At 60.1% G+C, this 15940-nt stretch carries 9 protein-coding genes and 1 pseudogene; 4 read left to right on the forward strand and 6 right to left on the reverse strand.

Translation table 11 applies throughout. The features are described 5' to 3' along the window. The gene (gene aldA, locus J3P96_RS15465) at positions 1-1437 is read right to left on the reverse strand and encodes an aldehyde dehydrogenase (protein WP_434652125.1); all 1437 of its coding nucleotides are present in this window, start codon (positions 1435-1437) and stop codon (positions 1-3) included. Between the two features lie 66 nt (positions 1438-1503). Continuing rightward, positions 1504-3681, reverse strand: coding sequence for a PQQ-dependent dehydrogenase, methanol/ethanol family (locus J3P96_RS15470; RefSeq protein WP_434652127.1), 2178 nt, complete (start codon positions 3679-3681; stop codon positions 1504-1506). Positions 3682-4016: 335 nt separating this feature from the next. Here J3P96_RS15470 and J3P96_RS15475 point away from each other — a divergent pair, with 335 nt between their 5' ends. Continuing rightward, positions 4017-4964, forward strand: a complete 948-nt coding sequence (locus tag J3P96_RS15475; protein WP_434652130.1) for a glycosyltransferase family 2 protein — start codon at positions 4017-4019, stop codon at positions 4962-4964. Beyond that, a complete protein-coding gene (locus J3P96_RS15480) occupies positions 4961-5833 on the forward strand; it encodes an NAD-dependent epimerase/dehydratase family protein (RefSeq protein WP_434652133.1) in 873 nt (290 codons plus the stop codon). Before J3P96_RS15475 ends, J3P96_RS15480 begins: the two co-directional genes overlap by 4 nt. 935 nt (positions 5834-6768) lie before the next feature. Here J3P96_RS15480 and J3P96_RS15485 read toward each other — a convergent pair. The 4 genes and pseudogenes from J3P96_RS15485 to J3P96_RS15500 all read right to left on the reverse strand — a co-directional run. Continuing rightward, positions 6769-8922 (reverse strand): glycosyltransferase, encoded by a 2154-nt coding sequence (locus tag J3P96_RS15485; protein ID WP_434658193.1) that lies wholly within the window; start codon positions 8920-8922, stop codon positions 6769-6771. Continuing rightward, positions 8915-9601, reverse strand: a complete 687-nt coding sequence (locus J3P96_RS15490) for a 2OG-Fe(II) oxygenase (protein WP_434652136.1) — start codon at positions 9599-9601, stop codon at positions 8915-8917. Before J3P96_RS15490 ends, J3P96_RS15485 begins: the two co-directional genes overlap by 8 nt. Next, positions 9595-11115 (reverse strand): polysaccharide pyruvyl transferase family protein, encoded by a 1521-nt coding sequence (locus J3P96_RS15495; RefSeq protein WP_434658196.1) that lies wholly within the window; start codon positions 11113-11115, stop codon positions 9595-9597. The genes J3P96_RS15490 and J3P96_RS15495 overlap by 7 nt, the downstream gene beginning before the upstream one ends. Continuing rightward, a pseudogene (locus tag J3P96_RS15500) lies at positions 11092-12318 on the reverse strand (ABC transporter ATP-binding protein); the annotation flags it as partial. The gene J3P96_RS15495 and the pseudogene J3P96_RS15500, both read right to left, overlap by 24 nt. 183 nt (positions 12319-12501) lie before the next feature. On the opposite strand from J3P96_RS15500, the gene J3P96_RS15505 reads away from it, so the two are divergent. Further along, entirely contained in the window at positions 12502-13320 is an 819-nt protein-coding gene (locus J3P96_RS15505) for an ABC transporter permease (RefSeq protein WP_434652138.1), read from the forward strand. Between the two features lie 146 nt (positions 13321-13466). Next, the gene (locus J3P96_RS15510) at positions 13467-15917 is read left to right on the forward strand and encodes a glycosyltransferase (protein ID WP_434652140.1); all 2451 of its coding nucleotides are present in this window, start codon (positions 13467-13469) and stop codon (positions 15915-15917) included. The last annotated feature ends 23 nt before the right edge of the window (positions 15918-15940 follow it).

Raw genomic sequence — 15940 nt, forward strand, 5'->3', positions numbered from 1 at the left:
TCAGATTTGGATGTAAACCACATGAGTATGGGTGTACTCATACAAACCGTGCTTGCCATCCGCGCCGCCGATACCGGATTTGCGCGCTCCCGCATGAAAACCCTGCATCGCTTCGAAATTCTCCCGGTTGATGTAGGTTTCGCCGAAATCCAGTTCATGGCTGGCGCGCATGGCCGAACTCAGGCTGCGGGTATAGATCGATGAGGTCAGGCCGTATTCACTGTCGTTGGCCAGGGCGATGGCTTCGTCCAGGTCATCGACAATCTGGATCGGCAACACCGGGCCGAAAATCTCCTGGCGCATGATCGCCATATCGCTGCCACACCCGGCCAGCACCGTCGGCTGATAATGAAAGCCCTGGCCCTTGTCGGCCACCGCGCCGCCGGTGACCACTTCGGCCCCCTGCCCCGTGGCGGTCCGGACCATTTGTGCGACCTTGTCCAGCGCCGCCTGGTTGATCAGCGGGCCCATGTCCAGATTGTCTTCGGCCAGCGGGTCGCCGTAGCGGGTCGCGGCCATCGACGCGGCGATCTGCTCGATGAATTGATCCGCAACCTTGCGTTCGACGTACACCCGCTCGGCGCAATTGCAGACTTGCCCGCTGTTGATCACACGCGACGCGGTGACCGCCTTGACCGCCAGCGCCAGGTCGGCGTCCGCCAGCACGATCGCCGGGGCCTTGCCGCCCAGTTCCAGGTTGAGCTTGGTGATGTTCGGCGCCGCCGCGGCCATGATTCGCGAGCCGGTGCCGACGCTGCCGGTGAAGCTGATCAGGTCGATGCCGGCATGGCGGGTCAGGTCATGCCCCACCGTTGCGCCGGTGCCGCTGACCACGTTGAACACGCCTGCCGGCAAGTCGGTCTCGGCGACCAGGCGGGCGAACTCGAAGCAGTTGATCGGGGTTTCTTCGCTGGGCTTGATCACGATTGTATTGCCGGTCACCAGCGCAGGCGCCATCTTGCGTGCGATCAGGAAGAACGGGAAGTTCCACGGCAGGATGCCGGCCACCACACCCAGGGGTTTGCGCAACAGGAAGATGCTTTCGCCGGCGCGATCGCTGGTCAGCACCTCGCCTTCAAGGCGCCGCGCCCATTCCGCCATGTAATCCAGATAGTCGGCGGTGAAGTTGACCTCTACCCGCGCCAGCCCCAGCACCTTGCCCTGTTCGGCGGTGATGACATGGGCGAGGCGCTCGGCGTTGTCGCGCACTTTGCTGGCGATCTTGCGCAGGTAACCAGCGCGTTCGATGGCCGGGCGGGCCGCCCAGCCTTTCTGCGCCTTGCGCGCCGCGGCAACGGCCGCTTCAACCTGTTCGCCGCTGGCTTGCGGCACCCGCGCCAGCAAGCGTCCGTTGGCCGGGTTGTGCACGTCGATGCTCGGTTCGCTGGGGACAAAGGCGTTGGCGATGAAGTTCTGGTAATCGATGATCTCGGTCATGGGTCTGCTCTCGCGGTCAGTGTCGAAAGCGATGCAGAGGCGCACCGGCCCCTGCGTCGCGGGCGTTCATTTGGCGCTGAAGGTTTTCCAGACGCCGCCTTCCTGCTGCAGGTCGTGGGCGCGCTTGATCAGGTATTGATGAATCTGCTCGACCTGTTCCGGCGTGAAGGCATCGGCAAAGGACGGCATGCCGTCAGGTACTCGGCCGCCATAAAGAATGCCGAGGAACATCTGGTGTTTTTCGCTGGTCAGCTTGCGCAGGTCCGGCAGCACGCCACCGCTGACGGCATGGATGCCGTGGCACTGCGAGCAGTAGCCGTCATAGAGCTTGCCGCCGGCGTCCACCGCCGCCATGTCAGCGGTCAGTGGCGGCGGTTTCGGCGTGTCGGCAAGCGGCGCCGGCTCGTTGAGTTTCGCGGTGCCGCCCAGTTTGTAAGTCAGCACCTGGGAGAACGGCCGCACCCCGGCGCGCAGGGACAAAGCCCCGGCAAACGTCGAGAAGGCTCCGCCCCAGCCGGCCATGAAGGTGACGTATTGCTCACCGTCCACGCTGTAGGTAATCGGCGCGGCCATGACGCCACTGGCCGCCGGCTGCTCCCAGAGTTTCTTGCCGGTGTCGGCGGCGTAGGCGATCACCCGGCCATCGGCGCTGCCCTCGAACACCAGGTTGCCGGCGGTGCTCAAGGTGCCGCCGTTGAAGATCGTCACATAAGGCACTTCCCAGGCCGGTTGCTGCCTGACCGGATCCCAGGCAATCAGTTTGCCCGACCAGCCCTTGGCCATTTCCAGCAGCCCGTCGGCATCCTCCGGCATCATCCCGGTGCGCAGGCCCAACTGGTACATGCTCTTGAACGGGTTGCGCTTCGGCGCCTCGGGGATGTGCTCGTAGTAGGCCGACATGATGTGCGCCGGGATATACACCAGGCCCGTGTTCGGGTTGTAGGACATCGGCTGCCAGTCGTGGGCGCCCCAGAACGCCGGCGTGACCAGTTTGCGCTTGCCATCCTTCCAGTACGCAGCGTTCTCGTCGTCGACGATCGGCCGGCCGGTCTTCATGTCCATGCCCTTGGTCCAGCTTTGCGGCACGATCCCCTTGGCCGACAGCAGCTCACCCGTGGCGCGGTCGATCACGTAGAAAAAACCGTTCTTCGGCGCCTGCATCAGGACCTTGCGCGGCTTTCCATTGATCGGCAGTTCCGCCAGGATCATGTGCTGGGTGGCGGTGTAGTCCCAGGCGTCTCCTGGCGTGGTCTGGTAGTGCCAGGCGTACTCGCCGGTGTCGGCGTTGACCGCGACGATGGATGACAGGAACAGGTTGTCGCCCTTGGCCTGGCTACGCCATTTCGGGTCCCACAGCGAACCATTGCCCACGCCGATGTACAGCAGGTTCAAGTCCGGGTCGAAAGCGAAAGAATCCCAGGCCGTGCCGCCCCCGCCCTGAGCCACATAGGCATCGCCGTGCCAGGTCTTGGCGGCGATGGCCATGGCCTTGTCTTCCGGTGGCAGCTTGGGGTCACCCGGTACCGTGAAGAAGCGCCAGGCCTGCTTGCCGGTTTCAGCGTCGTAGGCGGTGACATAACCGCGTACGCCGAACTCGGCGCCGCCGTTGCCGATCACCACTTTGCCGTTGACCACCCGCGGGGCCCCGGTGATGGTGTAGCTGCGCGAGTGATCGGCGCGGGTGTCCACCGACCAGGCGCGCTGGCCGGTCTTGGCATCGATCGCCTCCAGGCGTCCGTCGAGCACACCCACGTAGACATTGCCCTTCCACACCGCGACACCCCGGTTGACCGCATCGCAACAGGCCTCGCCGGCGCGGTTGCGGTCAGACTTGGGGTCATACTTCCAGATCAGCTTGCCGTCGCGCGCATCCAGGGCGTAGACCACGGAGAACGGACCGGTGGTGTACATCACGCCATCGACCACGATCGGCGTGGCCTCGACACCACGATCCAGGTCGAGCTTGTAGCTCCACGCGAGGCCCAGCTGGCCAACGTTCTGGTCGCTGATTTTGTTCAGGGGGCTGTAGCGCTGCTCGTCGTAGGTCCGGCCGGTGCTCATCCAGTTACCGGGCTCCCGGTCGGCGGCAATGATGCGCTTGCCATCGACATTCGCCGGAATGTCTTGCGCCCAGCCTGGGGCGGCATTGAGGGTAAGCGCCAGCACGATAAACAAGGTCTTGAAGGGAACGCGCAGGGACGCGTTCGCAGAAGCAGTAGGCACGGCGAGGCCAATCTGTGTCATGAGAGACTCCTGGTTCTTATTAGTAGCGAAGCCATTGCGCTGCGCACCAGAAGAAGAGCAACCCCCATGCCACCGTTATAAATATCGCTGCAGGCCCCGCAGTACGGGGCCCTCATTCCTGGCCGCCGATTGCGTCGGCGTGCGACAGCTGTCGCATTGGCCGCGACAGTTGTGCCGGACCTGACACAGCGAAAGTCGACACTCGACGCGGTGGAATATGACTGGCTCGAAGCGCACACCGGCCCAGAAACTGGTCGAAGTGCGCGGACCTGCTATCTTGAAATACACACCTGTGTAGTTGCGATTCCATATGTATTCAGGTTGTGCAGGGAGTAATGAAGTTGAAAGCCATGGATCTGCGCGCTATCGATGAATCGGCCACCTCATCCTTATGCGGCGAGTGCGATGTGATCGTCGTCAATTACAACGCTGGTGAGCTTTTGCTGGCGTGTGTGGCGTCGGCGTTTACCGCCGGCGCTGCCAAAGTGATCGTGGTGGATAACAATTCTCACGATGACAGCCTGGTGAGGCTGGAGCGTACCCACGCCGGCAACGACAAGCTTGAAATCGTGCGCAATGCCGCCAACCTCGGCTTCGCGGTGGCGTGTAACCAGGGTGCCCGCCTGTCTGCGGCGACCAATTTGTTTTTCTTGAACCCGGACGCGGTTTTGGCAGCCAAGGCCATGGACCGCTTGCTCCTGGCGCTGCACAGCGCGCCGGAAGTCGGCATGGTGGGAGGGTTCCTGTGCAATCCGGATGGCAGCGAGCAAGCCGGTGGACGCAGGGTCTTTCCGACTCCGAGGCGTGCCTTCATGCGGGCCTTCGGATTTTCGCGGCTCTCGAAGTTTTTCCCTTCGGTTCTGTCTGATTTTTTATTGCACAAAGATCCCCTACCCGGCACGCCCATTGCCGTTGAAGCCATTTCCGGGGCCTGCATGCTGGTCAAGCGCGAAGCGATCGAGAGCGTCGGAATGTGGGACGAAGACTATTTCCTGCATTGCGAGGATCTGGATTGGTGCATGCGCTTCCATCAGGCCGACTGGCGTGTCCTGTTCGTACCCGATGCCCAGGTGATGCATGTATTCGGTGGCTGCAGTCAGCATCGTCCGTATTTCGTCGAATGGCATAAACACCTCGGCTTCTTGCGTTTCTATCGCAAATTTTTCCGTCGCAGATACTCTGGCGCCCTTTGGATCAGCGTGGTGATCGGAGTCTGGTTTCGATTCGGCCTGATCGTCCTTCGCTACGCGACGACCCGGTTTAAAAATGCATGGAACCTATGACAATAGACTTCAATTTGCGGGTAGGCCTATTGGGCGGCTCCAGTTTCCTGGGCCAGCGCCTCCTGCCATTGCTGGTACAAACCGGTCATTCGACAAGCGCCTTCACCCGAAGCCTGTCGAAGGTTTCGTCCTGCCCTGGAGTGACCTGGCGAGAGGCTGACGACTGGCAAGGACTGACGCTGGACACCCTGCTGTCCTTCGCTCCCATCTGGGTGTTGTCAGACTATCTGGAGCGCCTTGCCAGCACCCAGGTCAAACGCGTTGTCGTCCTGTCTTCCACCAGCCGTTTTGCCAAGCATGCATCGCCTGACCCTCGGGAAAGAGACGTGGCGCAACGCTTGATCCGTGCAGAAGAACAACTTGAGCAGTGGGCAACCGAACGGCAGATCGAATGGGTGATTCTGCGACCGACCTTGATCTATGGCTTTGGTGGCGACAAGAATATTTCGGAAATAGCTCGTTTCATCCAGCGCTTTGGATTTTTCCCACTGATCGGTGGCGGCACCGGGTTGCGCCAGCCAGTGCATGGTGATGATGTTATCCAGGCTTGCCTGTCGGCCATGAACATGCCTGACTTGCCCAGTGGTGGCTACAACCTCTCGGGGGGAGAAATCTTGCCGTATCACACCATGGTGCGACGCATCTTCCAGGCCATGGGACGCCCGGTTCGAACAGTGCCCCTCCCAGCCAAGGCATTGGGTTGGGGCGTTTCGATCATGCGGTGCCTGCCACGCTACCGGCACCTTTCCAGCACGCTGGTGGCGCGGATGAACCAGGACCTGGTGTTCGACCACTCGCAGGCCAGTCAACGGTTTGGCTTTGCCCCCAAGGCGTTTCAGTTGCTGGATGAGGATTTGCCTGGACGCTGAAACGGCCTTGGCGATGGGTGGGATGTTTTGTGTCTGCCTGTCGAACATCCAATGTGGGAGCGAACTTGCTCGCGAAGGCGGAGTGTCAATCAACGAAGATATTGGATGGGCCGGCCATTTCGCGAGCAGGCTCGCTCCCACAGGGGATCTGCTGCGTGGATGCATTTTGCGGCTGCCGAAAATCCAATGTGGGAGCGAGCCTGCTCGCGAAGGCGGAGTGTCAATCAACGAAGATATTGGATGGGCCGGCCATTTCGCGAGCAGGCTCGCTCCCACAGGGGATCTGCTGCGTAGATGCATTTTGCGGCTGCCGAAAATCCAATGTGGGAGCGAGCCTGCTCGCGAAGGCGGAGTATCAATCAACGAAGATATTGGATGGGCCGGCCATTTCGCGAGCAAGCTCGCTCCCACAGGGAATCTGCTGCGTAGATGCATTTTGCGGCTGCTGAAAATCCAATGTGGGAGCGAGCCTGCTCGCGAAGGCGGCGTATCAGTCGATGAAGATGTTGAATGAGCTGGCCTCATCGCGAGCAGGCTCGCTTCCACAGGGAATCTGCTGCGTAGATGCATTTTGCGGCTGCTGAAAATCCAATGTGGGAGCGAGCCTGCTCGCGATGGCGGCGTATCAGTCGATGAAGATGTTGAATGAACTGGCCTCATCGCGAGCAGGCTCGCTCCCACAGGGATCTGCTGCGTAGATGCATTTTGCGGCTGCTGAAAATCCAATGTGGGAGGGAGCTTGCTCGCGAAGGCGGAGTGTCAATCAACGAAGATATTGGATGGGCCGGCCATTTCGCGAGCAGGCTCGCTCCCACAGAGGGGCTTCGGCGTAGATGCATTTTGCGGCTGCCAAAAAATCCAACTGTGGGAGCGAGCTTGCTCGCGAAGGCGGAGTTACTGTCAACGAGGATGCCGAGGGGTGACCTTATCGCGCCCTACCCCTCCGCGCCGGGCTCGTCGCGATGTACGTGGGCTTGCCACGCCCCCCATTTGCTTTCGAAATACGCCTGGTTTTTGTCCCAGAGGGCCTGGTATTCGCCGCTGGCGATCAGCTTGCTGAACGAGGCCTGCCCGTAGTGATGGATAAACGCATCTTCTGCGCAGACCGTCCGGTAGCCGGCAGCCTGGACGCGGCGACTGTAGTCGTCATCTTCGAACAACCCGATACCGAACGTTTCATCCAGATACCCCACCTCATCGAAGGTGGTTCGGCGAAAGGCGACACAAAACATTGCGAGCATGGAGATATCGAACGACTGCCCCTTACGGGCTTCGGTGTAGTGGTCTGCAAACGCTTGCATCTGTCGGATGTCGGTATAGGAAATCTCGATCTTCGCTTCGTTTCCTACCGCATTCGTGACCGGCCCGACCAGGCCGATGCTCGGATCACGCAAATGCCTGACCAGCGGATCGAGCCAACCGCCCGGCACCACCGTGTCGTTATTGAGCAGTAGCAGGACGTCACCGTCGGCTTCTCGCAAACCCTGGTTGTTCGCCGCAGCGAAGCCGCGGTTGTCCGGGTTGAGGATGATCTTCGTGAACGGTACCTCACGGCCCAGGCGTTCAAGATAATCTTGCGTACCATCATCCGAGCCGTTGTCGACGACAATCAGTTGATAATTGGGCCAGGTGGTATTACGCAGAACACTGTTTACACACTGAATCGTCAGATTGAGGTTGTTGTACGTCACGATCACGATGGAGACTTTCTCGTACAGCCCGACGATGGCAAGTTGCATGCTATTAAATCGATCCTTCCAATCGTTGGCCCGAGCGAGCTCCACACGCCGCTTGTAAAGGGCCAGATCGCGCTCGGCCAGGGCACGCTCGATCTGCTCGATGAACTCATCGACTCCGGTTGCGAAGTACAGCAGGTCCTTGTAGAGGGCGATTTCCGCCAATGGCGTGGAAATCACCGGTTTGCCGGCGCTGAGGTACTCGTAGAACTTCACCGGATCGACCGCATGGGTCACGTTGTAGAGCCTGAAGGGAATCAGGCACGCATCGAAATGATCCAGGTACAGCGGCATCTCGGTGTACGGCTTGCGGCCCAACAACCGCACATTGGGCTTGTGCTCGAGCCCCGCCAGGTCCTCGACGAAAATATCCCCCACCAGGATGAAATTCCACGTCGGTCGCAGGTCCGCCAACGCCGCCAGCAGTGGATAATCGAGCCATTCAGCCAAGGCGCCGTAATAGCCAATCACCGGGCCGACCAGCCCGCTCAGCACATCGTTGGTAAAACAATGCTGGTGGAAAAAAGCAAAATCCACAGCGTTTCGCACCAGTACGCAGCGAGGGTTATGGGCGCACCATTTCTGGTAAAGCAACGCCGCGGAAACGGTCACCAGATCGGCCTGGGCGATCAGGGTCTTTTCCTCGCTCAGCAGCTGTTCGCCGATGTTCGGAAAACCATCCCAGTCGTCCATGCAGTCATAGTGAATGCGCCAGCCATGCAGCGCGCGCAGGCTGAGTACCACGGGGCTCCAGTAGGCAATATGCACCACCGAGAGGGCGGTTCTGATCTGCATGTCAGTGACCAATGCAGCAATCGCACGCAGCAACGCCTGGTGGTTCTCAGGCGTCACTATCTTTTCGTAATAGGCCATTTGCACATCGCGATGCAGCGCCACCTCGAAAAGGTTGGACGCCACTGACGTCACTCGATAAAGCTGTCCCTGCTCCGGCACACTGGATGGAACGATATAAAACACCCGATAACCATTGCTCGCGAACTGGCTCATCAACTGCTGCGGTCGCTGGAAGCGCGCAGCCCAGTCGATATTGGCGAAGCAGAGAATATCCAGCTGCCCTCTGGTGGCGAAATCCGCTTGTACCTCAACGTTCGGCAACGGTTCCGGCGCTGCCGGGTAGACGATTGCCGGAGCCGTTTCGGGAAACTCCCGGTAGGCGGAAAATCCATAACGCAGCACCCGGAACAGCGTACGCAGTGGGCGGGTGAAACGCCACGAACGGGTGTTCTGCAGGAAGTCGACTTTCGCCAGCGCGGTATCGCGCTCATTGACGGCCGCATCTCGCTGAGCCAAGGCGGCGTCCCGGTCGATCAAGGTGCTGTCGGGCTTAAGCATGCGGGTACCGATGCAGCGGCGTGCTGTCATCCGGCGGCCACATGGAACTGCGCGAGCCCGGCCGGTAGAACGTTGCGGTCAGGCTACGACGGGAAGAATGGCAGCCATTGACTACGGGCGTGACGGCATGCCAGGAATTATCCGAGCGCACCAGGATCGCCGAATTACCCACCAGGGGCTCGATCTCGGCCGCCACTGCGCTGGGATCGTTGCGGTGCAGGATGTTCAGGCAACCGCCGTCGTTGCGGTCCCAGGACTCATTGAAATAGAGGATATGGGTGACCAGTTTATCGGGCAGGTCCGGATGGGCGCCCAGGCTCGCACCCGGACCGTAATGAAAGACATTGACCTCCATCGGCACGCTGCGCAGATCGATTCCAGTCATTTGCGACATGGCTTCGCGATAACCAGTCGAGCCAAGATCCCGAGCCAGCCGCAACCATGCCTCGCTCAATTCCTGAGCATGAGCGATGGTATCGTCGCCCATGCCCAACAAGGCTCGTGCCTCGTAGTCATAGTTTTTTTCACCGCCATAACCACTCACCGTCTTGAAGTGATCATGAGGAAAGGTCGCCGCCAACGCTGCGGCGTCCTCGGCCGAGTACAGGTTGCCGATTTCAGCCCATGAGAACGGCTGATCCTTTAGCGCCGCTGGCGTGAGACGAGAGAGATCTAGCATTGTCGGTTCTTGTTCGCTGTCAGGTTTCTGATACCACGGGCGATGGAACGCAGTGGCGCGGTCATTCGGAATGAATTGGAGTCCTGCAGCTCACGCATCCTGGCATCGCTGCGAGCCAGTTGCTCACGGAGCTGGATGATCCGTTGCTGTTGGGCAAGCTCCCGTGCTGCCAGGTCCTGCGCGGGTTCTTTGATCTGCGGCACAGGGATGACCGGGCTCACCGGCGATTCAGCTGGCACTGGGTCGCACGTCTCGGCCGCGGCTTCGAGCAGATTGGGCAAGTGCTGCAGAAAAGCTCCCAGCACCGGCTGCGACGCCGTTTTACCTTGGCGAATGATCTCAGCGACCCGGTCCCAATGCTCCACCAACTGATCCGCCGCCGCACGCGCCAAGGGCGATGGCTGAGTCTTGCCCACGCGGGCGAGGAACCATTGCGGATCGACCGTCGCGACGTTCGGCAACGCATGCAGCGTGTCGAACCCAGCCAGCGCCGTGTACTTGCCCGTGGTCAGGTCCGCCGAGCAAAACACCGGCACGCCAAACGCCAAAGCGGTGATCGCCAGGTGATAGCTATGGCCGATCACCGCTTGGGCCTGGCTGAGAATTTCGGCCATGAGCAACGGCTTCGGCCAGAACGGCAAGGTGATGGCCCCGGGCAGCCGCCCGGCAATCACTGACGGATCGTCACCCAGGACCGGTCCAATTGGCACCACCAGGAACTGGTACCCCAGGAACGCCTCGGGGTGGTCTTCGAACAGTTTTACAAAGGACTCCACCACATGAATGGCGTGGATCACGATGTAGGGCCCGGTCAGCCCGGCATGCTCGCGCAGCCGAACAAACTCGGCCGAGGGCCGTTGCTCATCGATCAGGCGCGGTAAGCCGAACGCGGTGTCGGGCAGCACTTCGATCTCGATTTGCTGGCTGAGCGCGCCGAGGGTATCGCGCGACAGGGCATCACGGACGCGCACGTACCGGCTCTGCTCAAGGGCCATCGTCAATAACGGCCTGGCCCAATCGGGAATACTATTGCAATGCATCCCCGGTGCATTCCACATGACCGGAACCGCATGCTGCAGCGCGATGAGCGCGGGGGTCAGCCAATAACCGGTAGGGTGATGGATGTCGGCAGTGGTCGGACCATAACCATGGGCAACGACTTTATCGAAACGGATCAGGAAACCACCGCCGATCAACACGCCGTCCAGGCCTGCCGCTACAGCGGGCAGCTCTGTCAGCGAGGTCACCGCATAGGGCCATTCGGATGGGGTTTTCCCATGATAGGAAAACCGCTGCAGATTGACCGAACCCAAGCGCCGGGCCAGCTCTGCCTCGGCGATGATGGGGAACAGCAGGTCACCATAGTTTTCTACGTCGAAGGTGCCGAAGATAGCCACCTGCCACGTGCGCTTATCCAAGTGTTCCGCCAGGTCCTCCTCTGCTTGAATCCCGCAGGTCTTGGGAAGCGACTCGGCCGCTCGCGGGTCGACGCTCTGCAATCCCAGGTCAACCATGCCGAGGAAATGCTTGTGGCTGGGCAACATGTCGAACGCCAAGGGCGCGACTTGCTTCTCGATCAGTTGCGAGGTGTCTTCCGTCGCGCCATGCAACAGCTTGAGCGTGACGTGGTAGCGCCCCTCGGCAAGGTTAGCCGGGAAGCGTACCGTGATGGCCGTACGCCGCCAGCCGTCTTCGACCGGCCCCGGTTGCAGGGCAAAGTTGCCCCCGCCGATCACCAACAGCCTCGCCTCTTGAATGGTGAAGCTGATGTTGGGTTGAGTGATCGACTCATGCAGTAACGCTTCAACGCGAATCTCGATGTCGTCGCCATACAGGTAACTCGACGAAAGCTGCCGGGTGTTGGTGAAGCAGGCGGCGCTGATGTGTCCCTCCCCGGTTCCAAAAGCCATCCCCTGCTGACCGCCAATAAAAGACTTTTGTGTAACCGGTATGGCCCCGCCACTGGCCCAGCGACGTTGCTCGTCACGCATGTCGAGCAAGTGCAGCTCGGCCATTTCATCGGGCGAGCCGCTGGCAACGACGCGGCCTGCGCGCAGATAAATGACCCGGTGGCAAAACCGTTTGACCATGCTCATGTCATGGGAAACGAACAGCAGCGTAGTGCCTTTGGCAGCCAGTTCTTCCAGGCGGTTCAGGCATTTGAATTGAAAAGATGCATCGCCGACGGAGAGGGCCTCGTCGACGATCAGGATCTCCGGTTCCACGCAGACCGAAACGGCGAAGGCCAGCCGTACCAGCATCCCGCTGGAATAGATTTTGGTGGGCTGCTCGATGAAGTCGCCGATGTTGGCGAAGGCGATGATGTCATCGAAACGAGCATCGATTTCCGCGCGACTCAAGCCCAGCACCGCCGCGTTCACATAGACGTTCTCGCGGCCGCTGAACTCCGGATTGAAGCCCGACCCGAGCTCAAGCAACGCCGCAATCCGGCCATGCCCGCGAACACTGCCCCGGGTCGGCATCAACGTTCCGCAGATCAGTTGCAACAAGGTGGATTTGCCACTGCCGTTACGGCCGATGATGCCGACGGTCTCCCCCCTTGCGATGGTCAGGGAAACATCATCCAGGGCCCAGAACTCGCGGTAGAAACGTTTCCTGCCGCGCACCAGCATCTGCAACAGGCGGTCCTTGGGTGCATCGTAGATCTGATAACACTTGCTCAGGTTCTCGGCGCTGATGGCCACTTCAAAAGACATCGGCAAAGCCCTTCCATGAGTCACTTCCATTAGCGGCACTACTGAATCATTCCTTCGCTGGGCACTGCCGATGAGTTAAGCACAAAACGGGAAAAAAACTTCGAACGCCCTGAACTTGGCCTACCCTCCATGAGGATGCGATTCACCGAGTTCCGATTTTTTTGTCTTGAGGCCCCAGTACCAATGCAGTCGTTCAGCACTTCCCCTGCCGCCATGATCAAGAGTGTGCTGGTCAATCGAATCCTTATCTACGTGTTGATCCGCAGGGAGATCATCGGTCGTTATAAAGGCTCGATGCTCGGTATCTTATGGTCGTTCTTCACCCCGGCGTTCATGCTGGTGGTCTACACGTTCGTCTTCAGCGTGGTCTTCAAGGCCCGCTGGTCGGGTGGCGGCGAGTCCAAGAGCGAATTCGCCCTGGTGCTGTTCGCAGGCCTGCTGGTGTTCAACCTGTTTTCCGAATGCCTGAACCGCGCGCCGGGCCTGGTGCTGGCCAATACCAACTACGTCAAAAAGATCGTGTTCCCGCTGGAAACCCTGCCGATGGTGTCGCTCGGCGCTGCGCTGTTCCACATGGCGATCAGCATCCTGGCCTGGCTGCTCTTCTATATCGTGCTGTTCGGAACCCCTCCGGCAACCGCCCTTCTGCTGCCGTTGGTGCTGTTTCCGTTGGTGTTGTTGACGCTGGGTATTTCCTGGTTCCTCGCCTCGATAAGCGTATACCTGCGCGATATCGGCCAGTTCATCGGCATTGTCATCACGGCGATGCTCTTTCTCTCGCCGATTTTCTATCCCCTTTCGATACTTCCGCAAAGCTACCAGGCGGCGTTGCAGGCGAACCCCCTGACGCTGCCGGTGGAAATGGTTCGTGACGTACTGTTCTGGGGCAGGACACCGCAATGGGCGCACCTGGCAACTTATTCGGCAATTTCCTTGTCGATTGCCTATGCCGGATTCGCCTGGTTCCAGAGGACACGCAAAGGCTTTGCCGATGTCATATGAGTTTGTTGACGTGGCGCCTCGTCCAGCAGCCGCTATGCTGATGGATGGCACGGCTGGAACCTGGGCCTGCCTGGTTATTGAAGTCGACAACAAACCTGAACGACCCGGGGTGCGTTGCCGTAATGTCCAAGGGACTGGAAGAACGCATGGATCAGATCAACCGTCTTGTCGATCACATTGACAAACTGACTCGCTCAACACAGTCCAGATCCATTGAAGCCTTGCAGCTGGTCAAGGAAATCGAGAATCGGGATCGGCTGATCAAGCAACTGAACCTGGGTTCACAAGCGCTTCGCACTCGCCTGTCGCTTCAGGAAGGCAAGGCCGGGCGACTGCGCGAGCAATTGCAAGTGACCGAACGGCGCCTCAAAGACACCCAGGCATTACTTCGCGCTAAAGAACGCCAAGCGGTGGAGCTGTCCGATTGGGCGGTGGATTTGCGCGCACAATTGGCGGCGAAACAGACTGAGCTGTTGAAGCTTTCCGACTGGGGCAACGCCATCGAACGCGCACCGCTGCGTTATTCGATACGCAAGCAGCTGTATAAATTATCGCGCCGGATCTACGCCTGGTTGCCGCTCACCGCACAGCAGAAAAGCAGGCTGGCCCAGCGGCTTCGAAGCTGGTTGAAACGCACCAGGGCGACAGCCGGCGAATCATCGGCGTCCCCAAGCCTCGCGCCGCTGCAACCCCTGCTACCACCGATTGACCTTGCCGTGCCATCCGGTCACGGGCAGCCGACGATCCTCATGTTCGGCGTGATCGATTGGCACTTCCGCATCCAGCGCCCACAAAACCTGGCCAAGGAGTTGGCGCGGGCGGGACAAACGACGTTTTATATTTCCAGCCACTTTATCGACGATGATGCTCCCGGCTTCGAGGCGGAGCGCCTGGAGGGCTCCGAGCGGCTGTTCCAGATCCGTTTCAAGGTGCGCGGGGCTCCGGCCATTTATCATGCCCCGCCTTCAGCGGCCGCGATCAGCCAGTTGCGCCAAGGCCTGGCCATGCTGCTGGACGCGGCGAACGTCGCCGCCGTGGATTGCATCGTCCAGCACGCCTACTGGTTCCCGCTGGCAAGACGTGTCCCCAACGCCACGCTGGTCTATGACTGCATGGATCATCACGAAGGTTTCGGCAATGTTGCCCAGGAACTGCTCGACCTGGAAATCGCCTTGATGCGCCGGGCCGATCTGCTGGTGGCGACGTCCGACTGGATCGAACAACACGGCAAGCGGGAAAACCGCAACGTAGAGGTGATCCGCAACGCCTGCGAATATGGTTTTTTCAGCCAACGTCCCGACAAGATCTACCGGGACCCGGCCAACAGAAAGATCATCGGCTACTACGGCGTCATCGCCGAATGGTTCGACTTGGAACTGGTCAAGCGCGTCGCCCACTCCTTCCCACAGCAGCTGATCCTGTTGATCGGCAGCGATATCGTCCAGGCGAAAAAATATTTCAAGGCCTGCCCGAATGTGGTCCTGGAAGGCGAAGTCCCGTATGCCTCCCTGCCCTATTACCTCTACGCCATGGACGTTTGCCTGCTTCCGTTCAAGGTCATGCCCCTGACGCTCGCCACCAATCCGGTCAAGGTCTATGAATACCTGAGCGCAGGAAAACCGGTAGTGTCGGTGAAACTGCCGGAGTTGAGCCAGTTCGGCAAACTGGTCTGGACGGTTGAACAGCCGACTGAGTTCGTCTCGGCCATACGCGCCGTACTCGACGCTCTGCCAGAGGTCGGCGCAACGCCAAGGGCGCGTCAATCGTTCGCCCAGGGCCAGACCTGGCAGCATCGGGCCGCCAGCCTGCGCAAGGCCATCGAGTCATTGCCCCTGCCCAAGGTCAGCGTCGTGGTGTTGACCTACAACAACCTCGAACTGACCAAGGCTTGCCTCGACAGTCTGTTGACCCAGAGCCAGTACCCGAACCTTGAAATCATCGTGGTCGACAACTGCTCCAGCGACCAGACCCCGGCCTATCTCACTGCCTGGGCCAAGGGACATCCCGAACGGATCGTCATCCTCAATCCGGATAACAAGGGATTCGCCGCAGGGAACAACCAGGGGCTCGCGGTAGCCAGTGGCGAGTACCTCGTCATCCTGAACAACGACACGGTCGTCACCGCCGGCTGGATCAGGGGGTTGATCCGTCATCTGAAGGACCACGAGGAAATCGGCATCATCGGTCCGGTCACCAACAACATCGGCAACGAAGCCAAAGTCCGCACCCGTTATGGCCGGATGGAGGACATGCCCGCCGAAGCCGCGCAAATGACCCGTGCCCGCATGGGCGAGTGGTTCGAAATCAACACCCTGGCGTTTTTCTGCGTGATGTTCCCGCGCTCGACCTACGAGCAGATCGGCGGCCTGTGCGAGGAGTACGGCCTGGGGTTCTTCGAGGATGACGATTATTGCCGCCGCGTGCAGCGTCGCGGCCTGCGCGCGGCTTGCGCCGAAGACGTCTTCGTCCATCACCACCTGTCCGCCTCGTTCAACACCTTGGGTGCCAGGAAAAAACAGGCACTTTTCGAGAAGAACCGGGCGATCTACGAGAACAAATGGGGATCCTGGGTTCCGCACACGTACCGAGATGTATAGGCCCCTCTGGGATGCAACGCTGT

Origin of the sequence: Pseudomonas sp. R3-56 (genome assembly GCF_051132075.1) — a bacterium.
Lineage (GTDB): Bacteria > Pseudomonadota > Gammaproteobacteria > Pseudomonadales > Pseudomonadaceae > Aquipseudomonas.

Bases quoted from the DNA above. Each gene is read 5' to 3' on its own strand.
- J3P96_RS15485 (WP_434658193.1), bottom strand. From the start codon at position 8,922: ATGCTTAAGCCCGACAGCACCTTGATCGACCGGGACGCCGCCTTGGCT.
- aldA (WP_434652125.1), bottom strand. From the start codon at position 1,437: ATGACCGAGATCATCGATTACCAGAACTTCATCGCCAACGCCTTTGTC.
- J3P96_RS15490 (WP_434652136.1), bottom strand. From the start codon at position 9,601: ATGCTAGATCTCTCTCGTCTCACGCCAGCGGCGCTAAAGGATCAGCCG.
- J3P96_RS15505 (WP_434652138.1), top strand. From the start codon at position 12,502: ATGCAGTCGTTCAGCACTTCCCCTGCCGCCATGATCAAGAGTGTGCTG.
- J3P96_RS15510 (WP_434652140.1), top strand. From the start codon at position 13,467: ATGGATCAGATCAACCGTCTTGTCGATCACATTGACAAACTGACTCGC.
- J3P96_RS15495 (WP_434658196.1), bottom strand. From the start codon at position 11,115: ATGGTTGACCTGGGATTGCAGAGCGTCGACCCGCGAGCGGCCGAGTCG.
- J3P96_RS15480 (WP_434652133.1), top strand. From the start codon at position 4,961: ATGACAATAGACTTCAATTTGCGGGTAGGCCTATTGGGCGGCTCCAGT.
- J3P96_RS15475 (WP_434652130.1), top strand. From the start codon at position 4,017: ATGAAGTTGAAAGCCATGGATCTGCGCGCTATCGATGAATCGGCCACC.
- J3P96_RS15470 (WP_434652127.1), bottom strand. From the start codon at position 3,681: ATGACACAGATTGGCCTCGCCGTGCCTACTGCTTCTGCGAACGCGTCC.